Origin of the sequence: Desulfurivibrio modestus (assembly GCF_044068625.1) — a bacterium.
In the GTDB taxonomy this organism is placed as follows: Bacteria; Desulfobacterota; Desulfobulbia; order Desulfobulbales; family Desulfurivibrionaceae; genus Desulfurivibrio.
The window spans coordinates 1-19,797 of sequence record NZ_JBIPKH010000024.1 but is presented as its reverse complement, the minus strand read 5'-3'; the positions used below and the strand labels follow the sequence as shown (position 1 = coordinate 19,797).

Genomic DNA, 19,797 nt, shown 5'->3' with positions numbered 1-19,797 from the left:
CTCTACCTTGCCTCCTGCCAGATTACCTGATCCCGGCCGGCTTCCTTGGCTTGGTAGAGCCGCTGGTCCGCCTGGTCCACCAAGGCCTCCGGGGTCAGTTTTTCCGCAGTAATTTCAGTCACATCAACCACCCCGCCGCTGATGGTGATCCTTAGCGACTCCCCGTGGCACTCAAAATGGTGGCGGCGGGTGGTGTCCAGCATCCGTTGGGCGATGGCCGCCGCCGCTTCGCGGTCGCTGTCGATCAACATCACGATGAACTCCTCCCCGCCGTAGCGGGCCACGATATCGAAGGCCCGGAAGCCCTCCCGCAGGAGAGTGGCGAACTCTTTCAGCACGCAGTCGCCCACCAGATGGCCGTGGGTATCGTTGAGCTCTTTGAAATGGTCGAGATCGAAGATGGCCAGGGCAAAGGGTTTGTGGGTCCGGCGGTACTCCTTGATCTGGGTGGTCAGGCTGGTGAAGAAGTGGCGCCGGTTGTAGAGACCGGTCAGCCCGTCGGTGATGGCGTTGACCGTCAGTTCCCGTTCCAGGGCCTCCCGCTCCAGGCCCGCCGAGATCAGGTTGGCGATCATGATCAGCCGGTGGCCCGTCTGTTCTTCATCACAGGCGTGCAGGCGCAGGTAATCCAGGCCGACAAAACCCACTAACTGTTGGTTGACGGCCACCGGCATGGTGCAGAGGGAGCGAATGCCCTGCTCACTGAGCATTTTGCGTTCGGCCGCCGCCTCCTCGGGCAATTGGTCGACATCGGGGATGGAGAAGATCCGTCCGGCCTGGAACTGTTCCCGCATTCTTTGTTGCCACCAGGGAAACTCCGCCGTGGGAATTTCTTGCAGCAGCTCGCGCTGGGGGGGGACTCCGGGGGCGCACCACTCATGGGTATTGTTCAGTTGTTGGCCGTCGGAGGTGTAACGGAAGAGATAGGCGCGGTCCACGGCGAAAAATTCGCCGACGGCCCGCAGCATCTCGCTGATGGCTCCATCGATTGATCCAGCACCGGTCTGGAGAAACCGGGTTGAAGTTTCGGCCACCAATGCCTGGAAACGGCTTTGCCGGTGGAGATCCTCGGTGTCCCGCTGGTGCTGGCGCCAGGCGGTCAGCCCCCAGCCCACCAGGGCCAGGGTCCCCAGGCCGAGCAACAGGAAGAGGGGAACGGCGCGGCGCAAGGTGGTTTGGGCTTGGGCCCGGCGTTGCTCCAGGCTGTCCCTGGCGGCGGCCAGGGCGTTGTCGTAGAGTTGGTAACCGGCGGTGATCACCTCGGTGGCCGCGGTGAAAAAATTCTGGGCATCCGCCGGGGTGGTGGCCCCCGTCGGAGAGTAGGCAGCGAGCAGATCGCGGATCTGAACGATGGTGGGCCGGATGGTAAGGGAGAGTTCTGCCAGGGATCCGGTCAGATCGGGCCGGGCCTGGAGGACCATGGCGGCATGGTGCTCCAGGCGGGTGCTGACGATATCAAGGAGCAGGGCCCGGCCGAAGATCCGGTCACCCAGATGCTGGTTGCCGGCGGGGGTGGAGAGCAGGGTGGCGTAGAGGGCCCGGATCTGCCCGTTGGGTTCCAAGGCCAGCTCCAGCAGCAGATCGAGAATCTGGACCAGATTGTAGGTATCGGCCACCGGATCGAGATCAAGGCCGGAGGTGGTGATTGCCCGGCGATGGAGGGCCAGCAGCGGGCCGATCTGGGCGGTGAAGGCGGCAAACACCTGCTCGGGGGCGGAATAGTCCTGAGTGGTCCGGAGGCGCCGCCACTCCTGGAGCCGGACCCCGCTCTCCTGGGCCAGGCCCAGGGGGTCCTGCTCTTCGGCCAGATATTCCAGAAAAAGGGCAAAAGCCTGGTCCACCGCCGCCAACCGCCCTGCCAGCCGGGGACCGGTGAGAGCCGGGTCGGCTTGTTGGCCCATGGTCAGCAATCCCCGGGATTCCTGCATGGGTTCGATGATGGCCCGAATATGTTCAAGATGGTTAAGGCCCTGGATTCCCCGCTGGGCCTGCTGGGCCTGCTGGAGCACCGCCCCAAAATAGCCGTAGGCCACCGCCGCCAGCAGCAGCAGCATGATCAGGCCGTTGCCCAGGATAAAACCGGGGCGGCGGACCCGTCGGCGCCGGGGCTTGGCGGCGTTCACTGGGGGCCTCCCGGCGGGTCGTTGGCGGCGCTTTCGGGGTCGAGGAAGGCGGCGGCGAAGAGGGCCCGGGTGTAAGGGTGTTTGGGGTCGCTGAACAGTTTGTGGCTGGGGCCGGCTTCCACCACCCGGCCGTTCTGCATCACCGCCACCTCATCGGCCAGGGCCCGGATGGTGCGCAGGTCGTGGGAGATGAAGATATAGGTCATGTTGTGGCGCTGCTGTAGCTTTTTCAACAGCTCGATGATCTGGGCCTGGATGGTCATGTCCAGGGCGCTGGTGGGCTCGTCCAGGATCAGCAGCCGGGGATTAAGGACCACCGCCCGGGCGATGGCGATTCGTTGGCGCTGGCCGCCGGAAAATTCGTGGGGATAGCGGTCGGCCGCTTCCGGCGGCAACCCCACCTCCCGCAGGACCTCCTGGACCATGGCCAGCCGCTGGGCTCTGTTGCCGCCGATTTTATGGGCCGCCAGCCCCTCTCCGATGATCTGGGCCACGTTGAGCCGGGGGGAGAGCGAGGCGAAGGGGTCCTGGAAAACCACCTGCAGCTCGCGGCGCAATGGCCGCAGCCGCCGGTTGTTCAGGTTCAGCAGCTCCCGTCCCCGGTACTCGATGCTGCCCTTGCTCTGCTCCAGCCGGAGCAGGCACATCCCCAGGGTGGTCTTGCCCGAACCCGATTCCCCCACCAGCCCGAAGGTGGAGCCCTCGCGGATGGTCAGAGTGACATTGTCCACCGCCTTCACCAGCCCCACCGTGCGGCGGAAAAACCCCTTTTTGACGGGAAAATGGCACCGCAGATTGCGCACCGTGAGCAGGGGCGGGCCGCTGGTTCTGGCCACCGCTTCCCCCTTGGGCACGCTGTTCAGGAGATGGATGGTGTAGGGGTCTTGCGGGTTGCTGAAGATGGTCCGGGTTTGACCCTCCTCCACCACTCGGCCCCGGTGCATGATGTAGATCCGCTCGGCGCACTTTTTGACCATGTTGAGATCGTGGGTGATCAGCAGCACCGCCATCTCCATCTCCCGCTGAATGTCCAGGATCAGTTGCAGGATCTGGGCCTGGATAGTTACGTCCAGGGCGGTGGTGGGCTCGTCGGCGATGAGCAGGGCGGGCTGGCAGGCCAGGGCCATGGCGATCATCACTCGTTGGCGCTGGCCGCCGGAAAGCTGATGGGGAAAGCTGTCCACCCGACTGGCCGGATTGGGAATGCCGGTGCGCTCCAGGAGATCGACGGCGAAATCCCGGGCGTTGGCGCGGTTCATCCGGCGATGGATCATCAGGGGTTCCACCAGCTGGTCGCCGATGGTGTAAACCGGGTTGAGCGAACTCATCGGCTCCTGGAAGATCATGGCGATCCGATTGCCCCGCACCCGCCGGAGGGCGCGTTCGGGCAGCTCCGGCAGGTTGAGCCCCTCGAACTCGACCCTGCCGGCCATCCGGGTGGCGGAACGCTCCAGCAACTGGAGGATGGCCAGGGCGGTGACCGTCTTGCCGGAACCGGATTCCCCCACCAGGGCCACGGTCTCCCCCGGTTTGACCGTCAGGTTTACCCCCTCCAGCACCCGGGACCAACCCTCGTCGGTCTTGAAGTCCAGTTCCAGATCATGGATATCGAGCAGTTTTTGGTCAGTCACCGGTTTTCCTGGGGTCAAAGGCTTCACGGAGGGCCTCGCCGATAAAGATCAGCAGGGCCAGGGTCCCCACCAGCACCAGAAAGGTGCCCAGCGAGAGCCACCAGGCCACGATATTGGCCTTGCCCTGGGCCAGCAGCTCCCCCAGGCTGGGGGTGGGCGGCGGCACGCCCAGGCCGAGAAAGTCCAGGCTGGTCAGGGCCAGGATGGCGCCGCTCATTCGGAAGGGGAGAAAGGTGATCACCGGGGTCATGCCGTTGGGCAGCAGGTGGCGGAACATGATCTTGATATTGCCCACCCCCAGGGCTTTGGCGGCCTTGACATACTCCATGTTCCGCCCCTTGAGAAACTCGGCCCGGACATAATCGGAGAGGCCCATCCAGCCGAAAAGGGAGAGCAGGATCAGCAGCAGGGCGATGCTGGGCTTGAAGATGGCGGCGAAGATAATCAACAGATAAAGCTCGGGCATGGCGCTCCAGATCTCGATGAACCGCTGCATGAAGAGATCGGTGCGTCCCCCCAGATATCCCTGGATGGCCCCGGCCATGATCCCGATGCCGGTGCCGACGATGGTCAGGCCCAGGCCGAAGAGGACCGAGAGACGGAAACCGTAGATCAGGCGGGCCAGGACATCCCGGCCCCGGTCGTCGGTGCCCAGAAAATTATCGGCCGAGGGTGGGGCCGGTACCGGCCGGGTCAGCTCCAGATTGATCGAATCGTAGCTGTGGGGGTTGGGGGGGAAGAGGGCCCAGTTGCCGGGCTCCGCCATCCGGGCCCGGAAGAAGGGGTCGCGGTAATCGGTTTCGGTGCGGAAATCACCCCCGAAGGTGGTCTCGGGGTAGCTGACCAGCAGGGGGAAATACCAGCCCTGCTGGTAGTGGACCACCAGGGGTTTGTCGTTGCTCAACAGTTCGGCAAAAAGAGAGAGGCCGAAGAGCAGGGCAAAGATCAGCAGGCTGTAGTAGCCCCGCCGGTTGGCCCGGAAACGCCGCCAGCGCCGGGAGAGCGGTTTTTTGCCGGCGTTGGCGGCGGCAATATCAGGGGCCTGTTGCGGGATCGTCATCTTACTTGACACTCTCGAAGGTGATCCGCGGGTCCACCACCACGTAGCTGATATCGGTGAGCAGCCGCGAGATCAGGCCGATGATGGTGAAGAAGTAGAGGGTGCCCAACACCACCGGATAGTCCCGGTTCATGATCGATTCGTAGGCCAGCAGCCCCATGCCGTCCAGGGAAAAGATGGTCTCGATCAGCAGGCTGCCGGTGAAGAAGGCGGCGATGAAGGAGCCGGGAAAGCCGGTGATGATCGGGATGATGGCGTTACGGAAAACGTGGCGGTAGAGCACCCGCTTTTCGCTCAAGCCCTTGGCCCGGGCGGTGAGCACATACTGTTTGCGAATCTCCTCGAGAAAACTGTTTTTGGTCAACAGGGTCATCACCGCCAGGCTGCCCACGGCGCTGGCGGTCACCGGCAGGACCATATGCCAGAGGTAATCAAGCACCTTGGCGATCATTCCCAGTTCATGCCAGTTATCGGAGACGATCCCCCGCAGGGGGAAGATGTTCCAGAAGCTGCCCCCGCCAAAGAGGACGATCAGGACGATGGCCAGGACGAAACCGGGGATGGCGTAGCCGATGAGAATAATGGTGCTGCTCACCACATCGAAGCGGGAGCCGTCGCTCATCGCCTTCTTGATGCCCAGGGGAATGCAAACCCCGTAAACGATGACAAAGGTCCACAACCCCAAGGACATGGATACCGGCAGCTTGGAGATCACCAGGCCGGCCACCGAGGTGTGATGGTAGTAGCTCTGGCCGAAATCGAAGACCAGGTAGCTTTTCATCATGGTGATGAACCGTTCGGCCGGGGGGCGATCGAAACCGTAGAGGGCCCGGAGCTGTTCGATTCGCTCTTCGTCCATTCCCTGGGCCCCCTGGTAAAGGTCGCCGGCGCCGCCGGTCCGCACCTCGCCGACCCCGCCGTGGCCTTCGATCTGGGCCAGCATCCGCTCCACCGGGCCGCCCGGCACGAACTGGGTAACGACGAAGGTCACCAGCATCACCCCGAAAAGGGTGGGAATCATCAGCAGAATGCGACGGAGAATATAGGCGGCCATCTATTTCATCCACCAGGTCATCAACAGTTGAAAGGGCCGGTAGTAAAGGGGCAGGGTCTCCGGCCGGGCGAAGGTGTCGCGATAGGTCAGCCGCCAACTGTCCAGGTACCAGTTGGGTACTACATAGTAGCCGTGCCACAGGGTTCGGTCAAGGGCCCGGGTGGCGGCGATCAACTCCTCCTGGGTTTCGGCGTAGATAATCTTGTCCACCAGCCGGTCCACCACCGGGTCTTTGATCCCGGCCAGATTGCGGCTGCCGGGCCGGTCGGCGGCGGTGGAGTGCCAGTAGTTGCGCTGTTCGTTGCCCGGTGATTGCGACTGGCTGAACACCGTCACCACCATGTCGAAATCGAAACTGTTGAGGCGCCGCATGTAGAGGGCGGCATCGATCTGGCGGTAGGTTACCCGCATCCCCAGCCGTTGCAGGTTTTTGACATAGGGGGCCATCACCCGCTCAAAGGATGGGGAGTCAAGCAGGATCTCAAAACTGAAAACCTCCCCCTGGCCGTTGCGCAGTACCCCGTTCTGCACGGTCCAGCCGGCCTGGGCCAGCAGTTCCACCGCCCGCAGGAGATTGCCGCGCAGGCTGTGGGGCGGATCGGTGCTCACCGGGGTGAGGGGAGTGGTGAAAACCTCGAGCGGCAGCTCCTGCTGGAACTTTTCCAGATACTCCAGCTCCAGTCCGGCGGGTAATTGGCGGGCCGCCAGGTAGGAGTTGCTGAAGTAGGAGTCGCAGGGGGTGTACTGGTCGTAGAACATGGTGCGGTTGGTCCACTCGAAATCAAAAGCCAGGTTGAGGGCCTGGCGGACCCGGCGATCCTGGAAGATGGGGCGGCGGGTGTTGATCACAAACCCCTGCATGCCGGCGTTGTTGCGGTGGGGAACCTCCTCCTTGACCAGCTCGCCCCGCTCGAAGCGGGCTCCATCCAGATCCCGGGCCCACTGCTTGGCGATATTGATCGCCATGAAATCGAACTCGCCGGCTTTGAAGGCCTCCAGGGAGACGATCTGATCCTTGAAATATTTGAAGGTGATGGTTTCAAAGTTGAACATCCCCCGGCGGACGTTGAGGTCCCGGGCCCAGTAATCGGGGTTGCGCCGGTAGGTGATGGTCCGCCCCGGCACCACCCGTTCCACCCGATAGGGGCCGGAGCCCGTGGGTGGAGTCAGTCCCTCGGCATCGAAGGGGTGGCGGCGGTAAAACTGTTCCGAGAGCACCGGAATCTGGGCGGCGATCAGGTGCAGTTCCCGGTTGACCCGGGCGAAGTGGAAGCGGATCCGCCGCTCATCCAGAATCTCGGCCCGGCTGATATCCTGGAGATAGTGTTGGTAGAAAGGATGGGCCTGGCTGCTTTTCAGGGTCTCCAGCGAAAATTTCACGTCTTCCACCCGCACCGGAGTGCCGTCGGAAAAGCGAGCCAAGGGATTGAGGGTGAAGGTGACCGAGAGGCGATCATCGGCCAGCTCGATGGCCTGGGCGATCAGGCCGTAGGCGGCGAAGGGCTCATCCAGGCTGGCCACCGCCAGGGGTTCGAACACCAGGGAGTCCAGCCCGGCCGGGGCCGCCCCCTTGAGGGTGAAGGGGTTCATCTTGTCGAAGCCGCCCAGATCGTGGAGCACCAGCTCGCCGCCGCTCCTGGCGGTCGGGGAGGCATAGGCGAAATGCTCGAACCCCTCGGGATATTTCAGGATACCATCGATACTGATGCCGTGGGTGGGCTGAGCGGGTGGGAGTTCCGGTTTCGTCTCGCCGGCGCCGGCGGTGCCGGTTGCCGCCAGGACACCCAACAGCAGGGAAAAAACCACCGGCAGGAGTAGATCCTTGCCGGGGAAGTTGGCGGTGGGGGCGGCGTTTTTTTTCATCGGTTGCTCAAGGCGGGCGAGGTCATGGTGAGAGGAGATTCTTCCGACATGATCGCCCCCAGGGTCCCGGCCAGCATGTTGGCCAGGATGGTCATTTTTTGCAGATCCTGTTGATTGAAGAGGCCGGAGTTTTTGTTGGCCGCCTCCAGAACCCCCAGGCAGGCGCCGTTGATGAACAGGGGCACGGCCAGCAGGGAACGAGGAGAGATGCTCAGGTCTTGCTGGTGGTTTTTGCCACTGTTCTTACCGTCCGGCATGTTGGGTGCCAGGGCCGGTTTGCCGTTACGGAAGACCCAGCCGGCCAGACCCTTATCCATGGGGACCCGGCGCCCCTCCTTGCCGGTTGGTCCGGGGGCGGTGGGCAGGCTGACCAGAGTCTCATCTTTGCCCGGTCCGGCCAGCAGCAGGGAGCTGGTTTCGCAAGCCAGCAGCCGGTTGAGCAGTTCCATGATGCTGGCCAGCAGCCAGGGTCCCTTGTTGAGATGTTGGATCAGGGCCGAGATCCGCAACAGGAGCCGCAGGTCGTCGGCACTCAGGCTGGCCAGCAACTGGTCGGGCAGGCTCTGGTGGGCCAGGCCGTCGGCCAGGGCGGAAGGGGGCAGCGCCCCCATCTCCACCAGGATATTGCCGAGATTGTCACCGGTACTGTTGCTGCGGGAGTCCATCCAGCTAAGCAGCACCTCCTTGGTCTGCTCGGGGGAGGGCTGCCGGGTGGCGCGGCGCAGTTGGCGCTGACGGGCCAGGGCGGTTTCCAGTTGCCGGTCATCGATCAGCCCCAGGCCTTTCAGGGCATCACCCAGCCGTTGCCAGCCAGTGCCGGGGCTGAGCAGGTGGCTGGAGAGATTGGCCGCGATATTTTCATGGTAGGGGTTGCGGTTTTCGCCAAAATAGACGGCGAGGTACTTATCCATCCGACCGAATTTGACCATTCTTGGGACCACGAACTGCTCGTAAAAATCGATCACCCCATCCCTAATCTCCTGGGCCGAGCGGAAAACCGGCGTTTCCCCCGGCGCCAACCGCCGCTGCTCCTGGAACTCGTACAGCTCCTTGAATTCATCGAACAGGCGGTCGAGTTTTGCGATATAACGGTTGTCGGCAATCTGGGCGATCAGGTCGGCGGTGGGGATCATCCGGGCCACCGTGATCTCCTGTTCGGTGCGGAAGAGCTGGCCGTCGATCTCCGGGTTGCGGTGGTAATCGGTAATGGCGATGGTGGCCGGCACAAACTCGACGGCTCGATGGGGCCAACGGGACCGCTTCAGATAGCCGGCCGCCATCGCCATTCCCCGTTGGACATGGGTGGTGGTGAATTTGCCGCCCTGGCCCTCATGATCGCCCTTATCCTTGATGTAGCCGGCATCATGGAAAATCCCCGCCGCCACCGCGCAGGAGAAGAGGTCGGCATCCAGCTTTTTCCCCGGCTGGGCCCGGTTCCAGCCCGCCGCCATCCGGGCCACCGCCACCGCGGCATCCAGGGCGTGGGCGAAATCGTGGTAGCCAACCTCGCAGGCCTCATAGTCGGGCCACTCCCCGGCATAAAGCGCCTCCACGTCGGTGAGCAGCCGTTTGATCCGGGGGATTATCCGGCCGTACTCCTCGCGGCAGATCCCCAGCAGCAGCGAGATTCCGGGATGGGATGGGGGTTGGGTCCGGTCGGTTGAAACGGAGTTGGCTTTTTGCTGTTTGCTGGCAACCATTAACGACGGTCCTGCCTCGAATGCGGAATCTGCCGGCCGGTTCTCCGGTGGCCGTAACCTTATAAGTTGATTGTTCGCGACATCCTAATGTTTCAGGTCGTAATGGTCAATCTGATTATCCGCCTTGACATTTGGGATCAACGGGGTATTATGCCCGGCACGCGACGCGGGGTGGAGCAGTCCGGTAGCTCGTCGGGCTCATAACCCGAAGGTCGGAGGTTCGAATCCTCCCCCCGCTACCATTTAAAATAAAGAGGGGCTGCAGCTCGACAGGGTTGCGGCCCCTTTTCAATTCATCTCCCCAGGCCGGCCCGCCGCCGGGGCCGTTATCGCCATGATTCCCGTCACCGAACATATCACCCTCCAGGATTGGGAGCTGCAGGAGCAGTTCCTGCGGGCTTCCGGCCCGGGGGGGCAGCATGTCAACAAGGTGGAAACGGCGGTCCAGTTACGGTTTGATGTGGTCAATTCCCCTTCGTTGTCCGAAGCGGTGAAGAGCCGCCTGCTTCGGCTGGCCGGTCGACGTTTGACCGGAGAGGGGGTGCTGATCATCACCGCCCGGAGCCACCGCTCCCAGGAGCGTAACCGGGTCGATGCCCGGGAGCGCCTGCTGGCGATGATCCGCGAGGCGATCCGGGTGCGGCCCCGCCGCCGCCCCACCCGGCCCACGGCGGCCTCCCGCCGCCGCCGGTTGGCCGCCAAGCAGTCCCGGGGGGCGGTCAAGCGGACGCGGAGCCGACCCGATTTTGAATAGGCAAGCGGCTTGCCGTCGTTTGTCATTGGTTAAAATGTTTGACTTTTGGATGGGTTAGACTTAGGTTACAGGTTTGTGTCACGGTTAGATTACGGGGTTTGGCGGATTTTTATGGCTGAACCCTTTTTTGCTTTCAGTTGAGAAGGAGGGTGGCGGATGGCATCTGATGTGAACGAGATTACCATCAATTATGAGGAGGATGGGATTCTGCTGGTCCAGGAGCTGGACAAGGAGATCCTCAGCAAGGGGGCCTGGGCCACCATCATTTTTCGCTTCCGGCAGTGGGACAAGAAGAAGGAAGCCCATGGGCCGGATCAGTACACCATCCGTCGTTACCGCAAGATCAGCGGCCAGTACGTACCCCAGTCCAAGTTCAATATCTCCAGTCCGGATCAGGCCGGCAAGATCGTCCAGGTGCTTGGTCGCTGGCTGCAGACGGTTGATGCCGATTGACGCCGCCTGGTCGGCACGATATAACAGAAAAGGTTCGCGGACGGGTTAAGCCAAAGGGCGGGAATATATGCGGAAAGGGCAGAAGCGGGAACTGATCGGCAACGAGGGGAAGATGATCCTGGATACCATCCGGCGTCTGAACCGGAGGCATGCCGTCGATCATCTCCTGAAGATGCTCAAAAAGACCCATCCCGCCGATATCGCCTGGACCTTCCGCCATCTCAGCCCCACCGAACGCCGCAGCATCTTCAACATCATCGCCCAGACCGAAATGGTCGGCGAGTTCCTGAGCGAGCTTGACGAATCGATCATGCTCGAGTTGGTCAGCGACCTGACCCCCCAGTACATGTCGGCCATCGTCAAGGAGATGGACAAGGACGACGCCGCCGATCTTCTGGAGGCCCTCCCCGAGGAGATGGCCAACGAGATTCGCAAGCTCATGGGCAAGGCCGACCGGGAGGAGGTGGATGCCCTGCTCCGCTATGACCCGGAGACCGCCGGCGGCCTGATGTCCCCCGACTTCATGGCCTTCGATGAAGAGATGTCGGTGGGGGAGGCGATCAGGAACGTCCAGGAGCGCAGCGAGGAGTCGGAAACCTCCTTTTACCTTTATATCACCCATGGCGATGAAGGGCAGTTGGCCGGGATCCTCTCCCTGCGCGAGCTGCTGCTGCACCCCCCCTATCGCCAGCTTAAAAACGTGATGAACCCCAACGTCATCACCGTTTCCACCACCACCCCCCAGGCCGAAGTGGCCCATATCGTCTCCCAGTACAACTTCCTGGCCGTACCGGTGGTTGATTCATCCTACAAACTGGTGGGGATCGTCACCGTTGACGACGTGATCGACGTTATCCGGGAGGAGGCCACCGAGGATTTCCTGCGGATGGCCGGGGCCGGTAAGGACCAGGAGATTCTGCTCAAGCCGGTGCTGGAGAACGCCAGGACTCGGGCCCCCTGGCTGTTTGCCACCCTGCTGGGCGGGGTGGCCGCCGCCTTCATTATCACCATGTTCGAGGCGGAACTGGCCCAGGTGCTGGCCCTGGCCGCTTTCATGCCGGTGGTGGCCGGCATGGGAGGCAATATCGGTACCCAGTCCAGCACCATCGTGGTCCGGGGGATCGCCACCGGCCGGGTCAATATGGACGCCCTCTTCAAGGTGGTCTTCAAAGAGATGCGGGTGGGGCTGCTGCTGGGTCTGTTCTACGGAGTTTTTCTCGGGCTGCTGGCTCGGCTGGGCTACGTTGAGCCGGGTTTGCTGGGGGTGGTGGTGGGGGTGTCGGTCCTGCTGGTGATGACCCTGGCCGCCACCATCGGCGCCTTTATTCCTCTGATTCTTCGCCGGCTCAACGTGGATGCCGCCGTGGCCACCGGCCCCTTTATCACCACCACCATGGATATTGTCGGGGTGACCGGTTACTTTGTTATCGCCAAATTTCTGCTGGGGCTGTAGCCATGACCGCCCCGCGCCTTGCCCGCCCCGCCCGGCGGGTTCCAATCCTGTTGCTGCTGCTGGCCATCTTCGGCGGCTGGTGGTGGTTTTTTCAGGATCGAGGCCAGCCCCCCCTGGTCGAACCCCGGCCGGTTGTGGCCCGGGGCGATCTGGCCGAGGCGGAAAAGACCACCATTGAAATTTTCCGCGCCGCTTCCCCCGCCGTGGTCTTTATCACCACCATCGAGCTGCGGCGCAGCCTGTTTACCCTCAACGTCTATGAGTTGCCCCGGGGAACCGGTTCCGGCTTTATCTGGGATCAGCAGGGGCATATCGTGACCAACTTCCATGTGATCGAGGACGCCAACCGGGTGGAGGTGACCCTGGCCGATCAGAGTTCCTGGCCGGGGCGGGTGGTCGGGGTGGCCCCGGACAAGGATCTGGCCGTGCTGCGGATTGACGCGCCGGTGGAAAAACTTCCTCCCCTGCCGGTGGGGCAATCGGCCAACCTGCTGGTCGGCCAGCAGGTTTACGCCATCGGCAACCCCTTCGGTCTGGATCAGACCATGACCTCGGGGATTGTTTCCGCCCTGGGACGGGAGATCAGGGCGGTAACCGGTCGCACCATCCAGGGGGTGATCCAGACCGATGCCGCCATCAACCCCGGCAACTCGGGCGGCCCCCTGCTGGACAGCGCCGGTCGGCTGATCGGGGTTAATACCGCCATCTACAGTCCCTCCGGGGGAAGTGCCGGGATCGGGTTCGCGGTCCCGGTGGACGTGGTCAACCGGGCGGTGCCGGAGATTATCACCCATGGTCGCCTGATCCAGCCCGGTCTGGGGGTGACGGTGGCCCATGAGCAGCTGACCCGCCGCCTGGGGGTGGCGGAGGGGATCCTGATTGTCAATATTCGCCCGGGTAGCACCGCCGAGGCCGCCGGGCTGCGTGGAACCAGGCAGGCGGCCGGCGATCTGGTGCTGGGGGATATAATCACCGAGGTGGCCGGCAGCCGGGTGCGCACCTTTGATGATCTGCGCAATATCTTTGACCGTTACCGGGTGGGGGATGAGGTGGAGCTGACGATTATCCGCGGGGGCCGGCCCCGTTCGCTTTGGGTTGTGCTGGAAGAGGTGGGCTGAGCGTGAACTGGTGGACCAAAGCCCTGAAAAGTCTGGTCTCCCCCGATCCGCAGGATCGGCTGGATCTTTTTCGGATTTTTCCCAGCATCCGGCGCTTTCTGGCGGCCCGCCACAACTACGCCTACATGCGGATCGCCAGCGACCTGCTTTTTATGCTGGTGCTGATCTTCGGTATTTTCGGCCCCCGTGATCCCGAACGCAATATCGTGGTGTTTCTAAGCTGGGGAGTGATCTGGCCGGCCATCGTGCTGAGCTGGTTCTTTGTCGGCCGGATGTGGTGCGGGGTTTGTCCTTTCCCCGGCCTGGGCGTGTTTCTCCAGAACAAGGGGCTCACCCTTAATTTGCCGGTCCCGCGCTTTTTGCAAAAATACGGGGTTTATACCTCGGTTTTTCTGCTGGCCCTGATCATCTGGACCGAAGTGGTGGTGGGCCTGGACCGCTCACCGGTGGGCACCGCCATCTTTCTGCTCTCCATCACCTTCGGCGCCTTTCTGCTCTCCGTCCTTTTCCCCGGCCAGGCCTGGTGTCGCCACCTCTGTCCCCTGGGCCGGATCAGCGGCGCCGCCGCCACCCTGTCGATCACCGAATTCCGCCCCGACCACGATAAGTGCCGGGGCTGCACCACCTTTGCCTGCAAGAAGGGGGCTCCCGGCAAGCGGGGCTGCCCGGTCTATCTGGGGGCCTTCAACGTCCAGAACAACCTCCACTGCCTGGTCTGCGGCCACTGCCTGCCGGCCTGCGATCGCGACTCCCCCCAGTTGCTGTTGCGCAACCCCTATTCGGAGCTGATTCGCAACAAGGGGCGCTATATCACCTGCACCTATATCGTGCCCTTTCTGATCGGCTCCCAGCTGGCCCGTTTTTTTCGGGAAACCAACGGCTACGGCCATCTCCAGGCCCTGTTGGGGCTTTCCGACGCGGTGCTGTTCAGTGTTCTGCTGCTCCTGGGTTTCGGGGTGGTGCTGGGGGTGATCAGCTATGGCTCCCGGCTGTTCGGAATAACCGAAGACCCCATGGTCGGCAGGTTCGCGCCCATGGTCCCGATTCTGATCCCCCTGGCCTTTTGCGGGGAGCTGGTCTATCGGATGTACTACTTCACCGGCGGCCTGGGGGACTTTCTGCCCACCGCCGGCCGCCAGTTCGGTTTGCAGTTTTTGGAGAAACTGCAGTTCACGGTGCCCGAGTTTCCGGTCCAGATCCTGGCCGCCGTCTTCATGCTCAACGGCACCATCGCCGGCTGTTACATCCTCTGGCAATACTGTCTGCGCGATTTCTCCGGGCTGGTGGGGTTTCGCAACTTTCTGGGGATCAACCTGCTGATCATCACCCTGTTGATTGCCTATCTGGTGGTAATTTTTTAAATTACTTCAGACGGCTGAGCTGGCTGAGAAAGTCCGCCCGCTTTTTTTTGGCCAGTTCCCGCATATCCTTGATCTGGTCCGACTCGTCGATGATTTCGCGGCCGACGATCTCTTCGATCACGTCTTCCAGGCTGATCACCCCGGTGAAACCGCCATACTCGTCCACCACCGCGAAGAGATGGCGGCGCATTTCGAAAAAATTGAGCAGTACCTTGGTCAGGCGGGCCGATTCGGGCACGAAATGGATCGGGTGCATCAGCTCCTTGAGCCGGACCTGATCCCGGTCGGCGGCGGCGCTGAGCAGCACGTCCTTACGCAGCACGATGCCCACGATGTTGTCCGGCTCCTGATCGTAAACCGGGACCCGACTGTGGAAGTTCCATTTTTTCTCAAATTCCCGGGCCTGGCTCACGGTGAGGTTGGCGTCCAGGGTAAAGGTGACGGTGCGGGGGGTCATCGCTTCCCGTACCCGTTTGTGGCGCAGCTCCAGAATGTTGGTGATTACGCTGGCCTCCTGGGCGTCGATGGCTCCGGCTTTCTGGCTGATGGCGGCAAAAGCCGCCACCTCCTTGGCCGAGACCAGCATCTCTTCATCTTTGCCCCGTCCCAGCCAGTGGGTGATCCCGTGGATCAGCCAGACCGCCGGGGCCAGCAGCTTGACCAGCAGATCCAGGGGCAGGGCGATCAGGGGGGCCAGAAATTTGGCGTAGCTGACGCCCAGGGTTTTGGGCAGAATTTCCGAGAAGAGCAGGATGCTGGCGGTGAAGGCGGCGAAAAACCAGACCAGGTGCTGCTCGCCGAAGACCACGGCGGCGGCGGCACCGGCCACCGCCGCTCCGGCGGTATTGGCAATGGTGTTCAGGGTGAGGATGGCGGTGATCGGCTTGTGGATCTCCTTTTTCAGCCGCTTCAGGATCTTGCCGGAATAGCCGCGCTGGGCCAGCAGTTCCACCCGGCTTTGGGGCACCGAGTAGAGAACCGCTTCAAAGATACTGCAGAGAGCTGAAACCACCAGGGCGAAGCCGACTGCCAGGATAAGCTGGGTAAGCACGTAAACCCTCCAGGTTGAGAAGTGGAAAAGAAGATATGGGCAGCATTAAGGAGCTATTTACCATACTCCGGCGTAATTGACAGCCAGAGGAATTGAGAGGAGGAAGGAAGATGATCGCGGTCAGTACCACCAGTTCGGGCAAAATCAGCGGGGAAACCCTGCTCTGCTTTATTCGGGCCGGAGAAGGGGGCCTGGAGGCTCCCGGTTGCCCCCCGGCCGTGGATAAGTGTCTGCGGCAGGCCGGGGAGAGCGGGGATTTCAAGGCCCGCAAGGGCCAGGTTTACGTGGCTTATGCTCCAGAACCCCGGCGGATTGTTCTGGTGGGATTGGGCCCGGATGAGCCCGTTGGAGAGGATTGGCGCCTGGCCGGGGGATCGGCGGCGGCGGCCCTGCTGAAGACCGGGGCGGTCAAGGTGACCGCCCTGCTGCCCCCTTTCGTGGCTGAGCCGGCGGTGGCGGCGGCCGCCTTGAGCGAAGGGTTGCTGCTGGGCTGCTATCGTTTCACCAAATATCAAGGTGGGCCGGACCCCGAGGAGCCGGCTCCCGCCCTGGCCGCCCTGGAGGTCAGCGGGCCCCGGGGGATCGGGCCGGCGGTGCGCCGGGCGGTGGTGGTGGCCCGGGCGGTGGCGGGGGCCCGGGATATGGCCAACGAACCCGGCAATGGCTGGACCCCGGAAGAGTTTGCCCGCCGAGCCCGGGAGCTGGCGGCAGAGCATGGTCTGCGGCTGAAGGTTCTGGACCTGAAGGCGATGCGCAGGCTGGGCATGGGCGGGCTCGTCGGGGTCAACCAGGGGTCGGCTCAGCCCCCCCGGCTGGTGATTCTTGAATACCGGGCCGCGGCCCAAAAGGCTCCCACCCTGCTGCTGGTGGGCAAGGGGTTGACCTTCGATTCCGGCGGGATCTCGCTGAAGCCGGGCAGCGGCATGGAGGAGATGAAATATGACATGTGCGGCGGGGCGGCGGTTCTGGCGGCCATGGAGGTGGTGGGGCAGGAAAAGCCCCGGGGGGTCAACGTGGTGGCCATGGTGCCCGCCACCGAGAACCTGCCGGGCCCGGCGGCGCTTAAGCCCGGCGATATCATTAAACAATACGGCGGGAAAACCGTGGAGGTGATCAATACCGATGCCGAGGGGCGCTTGATCATGGCCGACGCCCTGGCCTACGGGGTGGAAAAGTTCCGGCCCGATCTGGTGGTGGACCTGGCCACCTTGACCGGGGCGGTGATTATCGCCCTGGGGCACCACCGGGCCGGTCTGTTGGGCAATGACGATCAGTGGTGCGACCGGGTGCTGGCGGCGGGGGCCCGGGCGGGGGAACCCTCATGGCGCCTGCCCTTGGGGCCGGAATACCGTAAACAGCTTAAATCCAGGGTGGCCGACCTGAAAAATGTCGACAAACGTGATGCCGGCACCATCCTGGCGGCGGCCTTTCTCCAGGAGTTTGTGGGCGATACCCCGTGGGTGCACCTGGATATCGCCGGCACGGCCTGGAATTTTACTGAAAAGTCCTACGTGCCCAAAGGGCCCTCCGGTTTCGGGGTTCGCACCCTGGTGGAACTGATCCGCAGTTTTTAGAAGTCCTCAAAGGTTTCATCGTCAAAGGGGATCACCTTGGCCGCCTCGGTTTTCTTGCGGTCGGCGGCGGCCTTTCCGGCCGGCAGGGCCGGTTTCGGTTTCGGCTTCGCTTTCGCCCCGGCCGGGGCTGGCGGCGGCGCGGTCGGGGCGTTATCCTGGGGCATTGGGGCCAGGCTCTTTTTGCCCACCATGGCCAGCAGGCCGGCCACCCGTTGCTGAATGGCCTCGGCCTGGCTGGAGAGTTCCGAGGCGGCGGCGGCGGTCTCTTCGGCGGAGGCGGCATTGTCCTGGGTGGCCTGATCGATGTGAGTGATCGCCTCGTTGACCTGCTTCACCGCGTCGGCCTCCTCCCGGGAAGCGGTGGCGATTTCGGCCAGCAGGATGGCGATCTTCTCCACCGCGCTGCGGGCCTTGGAGAACGAGCCTCCGGTTTCGTCCACCAGGCCGGCGCCGCCCTTAACCTTCTGTACCGTCCCTTCAATCAGGCCCGAGGTGTTCCGGGCCGCGTCGGCGGCCCGCATGGCCAGATTGCGGACTTCGTCGGCCACCACCGCGAAACCGGCCCCGGCCTCACCGGCCCGGGCCGCTTCCACCGCCGCGTTCAGGGCCAGCAGGTTGGTCTGGAAGGCGATCTCGTCGATGGTCTTGACGATCTTTTGAGTCTCCACCGAGGCGGCATTGATCTCGTTCATCGAGACGATGAGCTTCTTCATCGATTCGTCGGCGTGGGTCAGCACCTGGTTGGCTTCCCGCATCAAGGCGTCGGCCTGCAGGGCGTTGTCGGCATCCCGGTTGATCATGGCGCTCATCTCCTCCACCGAGGCGGAGGTCTGCTCGATGGCGGCGGCCTGGCGGGAGGAGCTGTCGGCCACCGCCTGGCTGGTGGCGGAGAGCTGGTGGGAGGCGGTGGTGACCTGGTTGGTGCCGTCGTTGATCTCGTTGGAGATGCCGGTAAGGGAGCGGACCAGGCCGATGGAGACGTAGATGGCGGCCATGGCCGACAGCCACCAGATCAGGATTCCTAAGCCAAGCTTGGTGAAGAGGGCCGTCCGGCTGTCACTGAGATATTGCTGGCCGGCTTCCTGGTAATCCTGGGCCAGTCTGCTCTCCACCTCGTTCATCGCTTTGATCTTGCCCCGGATTGCCGTGTCCCAGCGGGCGGGGTCGATATTGAAACCGCCGCCGAAGCGGTGGTCGATGGCGACCTGCCGCAGGTCGGCCACCTGCCGGACCTGGGAATCGCTCATTTTGGTCTGATAAAAGGCTCGGACTTCGGGATCGGCCAGGGTCTGGAAACTTTCCAGGTAAACCTTTTGTTCGGCCAGGCTTTCGGCAAAACGCATGAAGGCCAGGGGGGCAAACTCGTTGGCGGCGAAGGTGTTGTTCATCAACAGGCGTTCACCATGGAGACGCATGACGAACTCCAGGAAGTTATAGTGGCCGGCGATCAGCCGCATCAACTCCGGGCTGGGGATATCCTGGGAGACCAGGCGGACGGTGGTCCGCACTTCAGCCAGGACTTCGGCGTAGGCGACAAAGGAGGCGCCGCCGCCGATGTTCAGGGAGTCCACCTGGCGGCGGGTATCGGCCAAGCCGGCCAGGGCGCTGAGGGTTTTCTGGACTTGGCTGGTCAAGGCCGGGGTTTCCCGTTCGGGATGGTTGGCGGCGATGAACTGACGAAAGGTGTTGATCTTACGATCGGTGTCACCGCGGCGGGTGGCGAGTTCCGTGCGCATCAGGCGACCGCCACTTCCCAGAAAGGCGTCGGTCAGGCTGCGCTCCTCTTGGAGCTCGTGGGCGATCTCGGCGGCCATGCTGGCCAGGGAGGCGATCTCTACGGTGGCGTGGGCCCGTTGGAGATTTTGGTAGTTGTCGAAGGACTCTTTAAGCAGGATCAGGGAGAGAAAGAGCAGGGGCACGGCCAGCAGCAGGGCAAGGCGCTTTTGGACGGTGAGGCGGTTGATGAATTCCATTTTTCACTCCTTGTCAAATTGGTACGTTGCTTCGGCTCTTTCTCTCTGGTTGTTTTGCGATGATATCATTACTTTTTTGTTTGGTTTGGGGCATACTACCATAATGTCGTAAAATGCCACAAATTTAAAAACCCTGAATCGGGCCGTTGCCGAAACGGATCAGCAACTTTTCCAGTACCGCGGTGACCTCGGCGAAGTTATTACCCTGGAAATTGATGAACCGAGGTCGCAATTGGTGGCCGAGCCGCACGGTCTCCCGATCGGTGGCGGGCAGCACCAGAATCAGCGGCAGGTCGGTCAGCAGCTCCCGGTGGTTCATGATCGCCTTTAGCTCCTGTTGGTCGCTAAAGGCCAGAATGGCCACGGTTTCACCGTTCCAGCTTCGGGAGAGGGCGTCGGTCAGTTCCTGCAGATTCCGGCAAAATTCCAGGGTCCGGCCGATCGAGACCCGCCGGATGGCCCGCAGGCAAGCATCCAACTGGGGATAATTCTCCATGGCATAGAATATGACTCGCATCTCCCCCCACCTGGGTTGTGGTTGCAATGATGCTGTTCCGGCTGGTTGCGGAGCTGTCCGTGCAAATGATGTGCCCGGAGGGGCGGGAGCTAAGGCGGAATAGGTGTTTTAT

The 19,797-nt window shown here is 62.7% G+C and carries 15 protein-coding genes and 1 tRNA gene; 7 read left to right on the top strand and 9 right to left on the bottom strand.

The window, feature by feature from the left end:
• Nucleotides 1–2: 2 nt before the first annotated feature.
• The 6 genes from ACHHRT_RS11895 to ACHHRT_RS11870 are packed head-to-tail and all read right to left on the bottom strand — an operon-like array spanning nucleotide 3 to nucleotide 9,431.
• Nucleotides 3–2,123 carry a GGDEF domain-containing protein gene (locus ACHHRT_RS11895; RefSeq protein ID WP_395499993.1) on the bottom strand — a complete coding sequence of 707 codons (2,121 nt, stop codon included), beginning with the start codon at nucleotides 2,121–2,123 and terminating at the stop codon, nucleotides 3–5.
• Entirely contained in the window at nucleotides 2,120–3,754 is a 1,635-nt protein-coding gene (locus ACHHRT_RS11890; protein ID WP_395499992.1) for an ABC transporter ATP-binding protein, read from the bottom strand. The genes ACHHRT_RS11895 and ACHHRT_RS11890 overlap by 4 nt, the downstream gene beginning before the upstream one ends.
• Nucleotides 3,747–4,814 carry an ABC transporter permease gene (locus tag ACHHRT_RS11885; RefSeq protein WP_395499991.1) on the bottom strand — a complete coding sequence of 356 codons (1,068 nt, stop codon included), beginning with the start codon at nucleotides 4,812–4,814 and terminating at the stop codon, nucleotides 3,747–3,749. The genes ACHHRT_RS11890 and ACHHRT_RS11885 overlap by 8 nt, the downstream gene beginning before the upstream one ends.
• Before the next feature lies 1 nt (nucleotide 4,815).
• Nucleotides 4,816–5,868, bottom strand: a complete 1,053-nt coding sequence (locus ACHHRT_RS11880; RefSeq protein ID WP_395499990.1) for a microcin C ABC transporter permease YejB — start codon at nucleotides 5,866–5,868, stop codon at nucleotides 4,816–4,818.
• On the bottom strand, nucleotides 5,869–7,731 hold the full coding sequence (locus ACHHRT_RS11875) for an extracellular solute-binding protein (RefSeq protein WP_395499989.1): 1,863 nt from the start codon (nucleotides 7,729–7,731) through the stop codon (nucleotides 5,869–5,871).
• Nucleotides 7,728–9,431, bottom strand: a complete 1,704-nt coding sequence (locus ACHHRT_RS11870; RefSeq protein ID WP_395499988.1) for a GAF domain-containing protein — start codon at nucleotides 9,429–9,431, stop codon at nucleotides 7,728–7,730. The genes ACHHRT_RS11875 and ACHHRT_RS11870 overlap by 4 nt, the downstream gene beginning before the upstream one ends.
• A 165-nt stretch (nucleotides 9,432–9,596) precedes the next feature.
• Between ACHHRT_RS11870 and ACHHRT_RS11865 the strand changes: the two genes are divergently transcribed.
• From ACHHRT_RS11865 to ACHHRT_RS11840, 6 genes are all read left to right on the top strand, one after another.
• Nucleotides 9,597–9,673 (top strand) — tRNA-Met (locus ACHHRT_RS11865).
• A 92-nt stretch (nucleotides 9,674–9,765) separates the two neighbouring features.
• Complete coding sequence (gene arfB / locus ACHHRT_RS11860) at nucleotides 9,766–10,185, top strand: alternative ribosome rescue aminoacyl-tRNA hydrolase ArfB (protein ID WP_395499987.1); 420 nt, start codon at nucleotides 9,766–9,768, stop codon at nucleotides 10,183–10,185.
• A gap of 156 nt (nucleotides 10,186–10,341) precedes the next feature.
• Nucleotides 10,342–10,638 (top strand): hypothetical protein, encoded by a 297-nt coding sequence (locus ACHHRT_RS11855; protein ID WP_395499986.1) that lies wholly within the window; start codon nucleotides 10,342–10,344, stop codon nucleotides 10,636–10,638.
• Between the two features lie 67 nt (nucleotides 10,639–10,705).
• Entirely contained in the window at nucleotides 10,706–12,091 is a 1,386-nt protein-coding gene (gene mgtE / locus ACHHRT_RS11850; protein WP_395499985.1) for a magnesium transporter, read from the top strand.
• Between the two features lie 2 nt (nucleotides 12,092–12,093).
• Nucleotides 12,094–13,209: a S1C family serine protease gene (locus ACHHRT_RS11845; protein ID WP_395499984.1), complete on the top strand. Its 1,116-nt coding sequence runs from the start codon at nucleotides 12,094–12,096 to the stop codon at nucleotides 13,207–13,209.
• A gap of 2 nt (nucleotides 13,210–13,211) precedes the next feature.
• Nucleotides 13,212–14,570 carry a 4Fe-4S binding protein gene (locus tag ACHHRT_RS11840; protein WP_395499983.1) on the top strand — a complete coding sequence of 453 codons (1,359 nt, stop codon included), beginning with the start codon at nucleotides 13,212–13,214 and terminating at the stop codon, nucleotides 14,568–14,570.
• 1 nt (nucleotide 14,571) lies between these two features.
• On the opposite strand, the gene ACHHRT_RS11835 is transcribed toward ACHHRT_RS11840, so the two are convergent.
• A complete protein-coding gene (locus ACHHRT_RS11835) occupies nucleotides 14,572–15,621 on the bottom strand; it encodes a hemolysin family protein (protein ID WP_395499982.1) in 1,050 nt (349 codons plus the stop codon).
• 110 nt (nucleotides 15,622–15,731) lie between these two features.
• On the opposite strand from ACHHRT_RS11835, the gene ACHHRT_RS11830 reads away from it, so the two are divergent.
• Complete coding sequence (locus tag ACHHRT_RS11830) at nucleotides 15,732–17,195, top strand: leucyl aminopeptidase (RefSeq protein WP_395499981.1); 1,464 nt, start codon at nucleotides 15,732–15,734, stop codon at nucleotides 17,193–17,195.
• On the opposite strand, the gene ACHHRT_RS11825 is transcribed toward ACHHRT_RS11830, so the two are convergent.
• Both ACHHRT_RS11825 and ACHHRT_RS11820 read right to left on the bottom strand, forming a co-directional pair.
• Nucleotides 17,192–19,168: a methyl-accepting chemotaxis protein gene (locus ACHHRT_RS11825; RefSeq protein ID WP_395499980.1), complete on the bottom strand. Its 1,977-nt coding sequence runs from the start codon at nucleotides 19,166–19,168 to the stop codon at nucleotides 17,192–17,194. The two genes, ACHHRT_RS11830 and ACHHRT_RS11825, sit on opposite strands and share 4 nt — an antisense overlap.
• Before the next feature lie 124 nt (nucleotides 19,169–19,292).
• Nucleotides 19,293–19,685 carry a hypothetical protein gene (locus ACHHRT_RS11820; protein WP_395499979.1) on the bottom strand — a complete coding sequence of 131 codons (393 nt, stop codon included), beginning with the start codon at nucleotides 19,683–19,685 and terminating at the stop codon, nucleotides 19,293–19,295.
• Between the last annotated feature and the right edge of the window lie 112 nt (nucleotides 19,686–19,797).

Bases quoted from the DNA above. Each gene is read 5' to 3' on its own strand.
- ACHHRT_RS11880 (WP_395499990.1), bottom strand. From the start codon at position 5,868: ATGGCCGCCTATATTCTCCGTCGCATTCTGCTGATGATTCCCACCCTT.
- ACHHRT_RS11870 (WP_395499988.1), bottom strand. From the start codon at position 9,431: ATGGTTGCCAGCAAACAGCAAAAAGCCAACTCCGTTTCAACCGACCGG.
- ACHHRT_RS11845 (WP_395499984.1), top strand. From the start codon at position 12,094: ATGACCGCCCCGCGCCTTGCCCGCCCCGCCCGGCGGGTTCCAATCCTG.
- arfB (WP_395499987.1), top strand. From the start codon at position 9,766: ATGATTCCCGTCACCGAACATATCACCCTCCAGGATTGGGAGCTGCAG.
- ACHHRT_RS11885 (WP_395499991.1), bottom strand. From the start codon at position 4,814: ATGACGATCCCGCAACAGGCCCCTGATATTGCCGCCGCCAACGCCGGC.
- ACHHRT_RS11820 (WP_395499979.1), bottom strand. From the start codon at position 19,685: ATGCGAGTCATATTCTATGCCATGGAGAATTATCCCCAGTTGGATGCT.
- ACHHRT_RS11825 (WP_395499980.1), bottom strand. From the start codon at position 19,168: ATGGAATTCATCAACCGCCTCACCGTCCAAAAGCGCCTTGCCCTGCTG.
- mgtE (WP_395499985.1), top strand. From the start codon at position 10,706: ATGCGGAAAGGGCAGAAGCGGGAACTGATCGGCAACGAGGGGAAGATG.
- ACHHRT_RS11875 (WP_395499989.1), bottom strand. From the start codon at position 7,731: ATGAAAAAAAACGCCGCCCCCACCGCCAACTTCCCCGGCAAGGATCTA.
- ACHHRT_RS11855 (WP_395499986.1), top strand. From the start codon at position 10,342: ATGGCATCTGATGTGAACGAGATTACCATCAATTATGAGGAGGATGGG.
- ACHHRT_RS11830 (WP_395499981.1), top strand. From the start codon at position 15,732: ATGATCGCGGTCAGTACCACCAGTTCGGGCAAAATCAGCGGGGAAACC.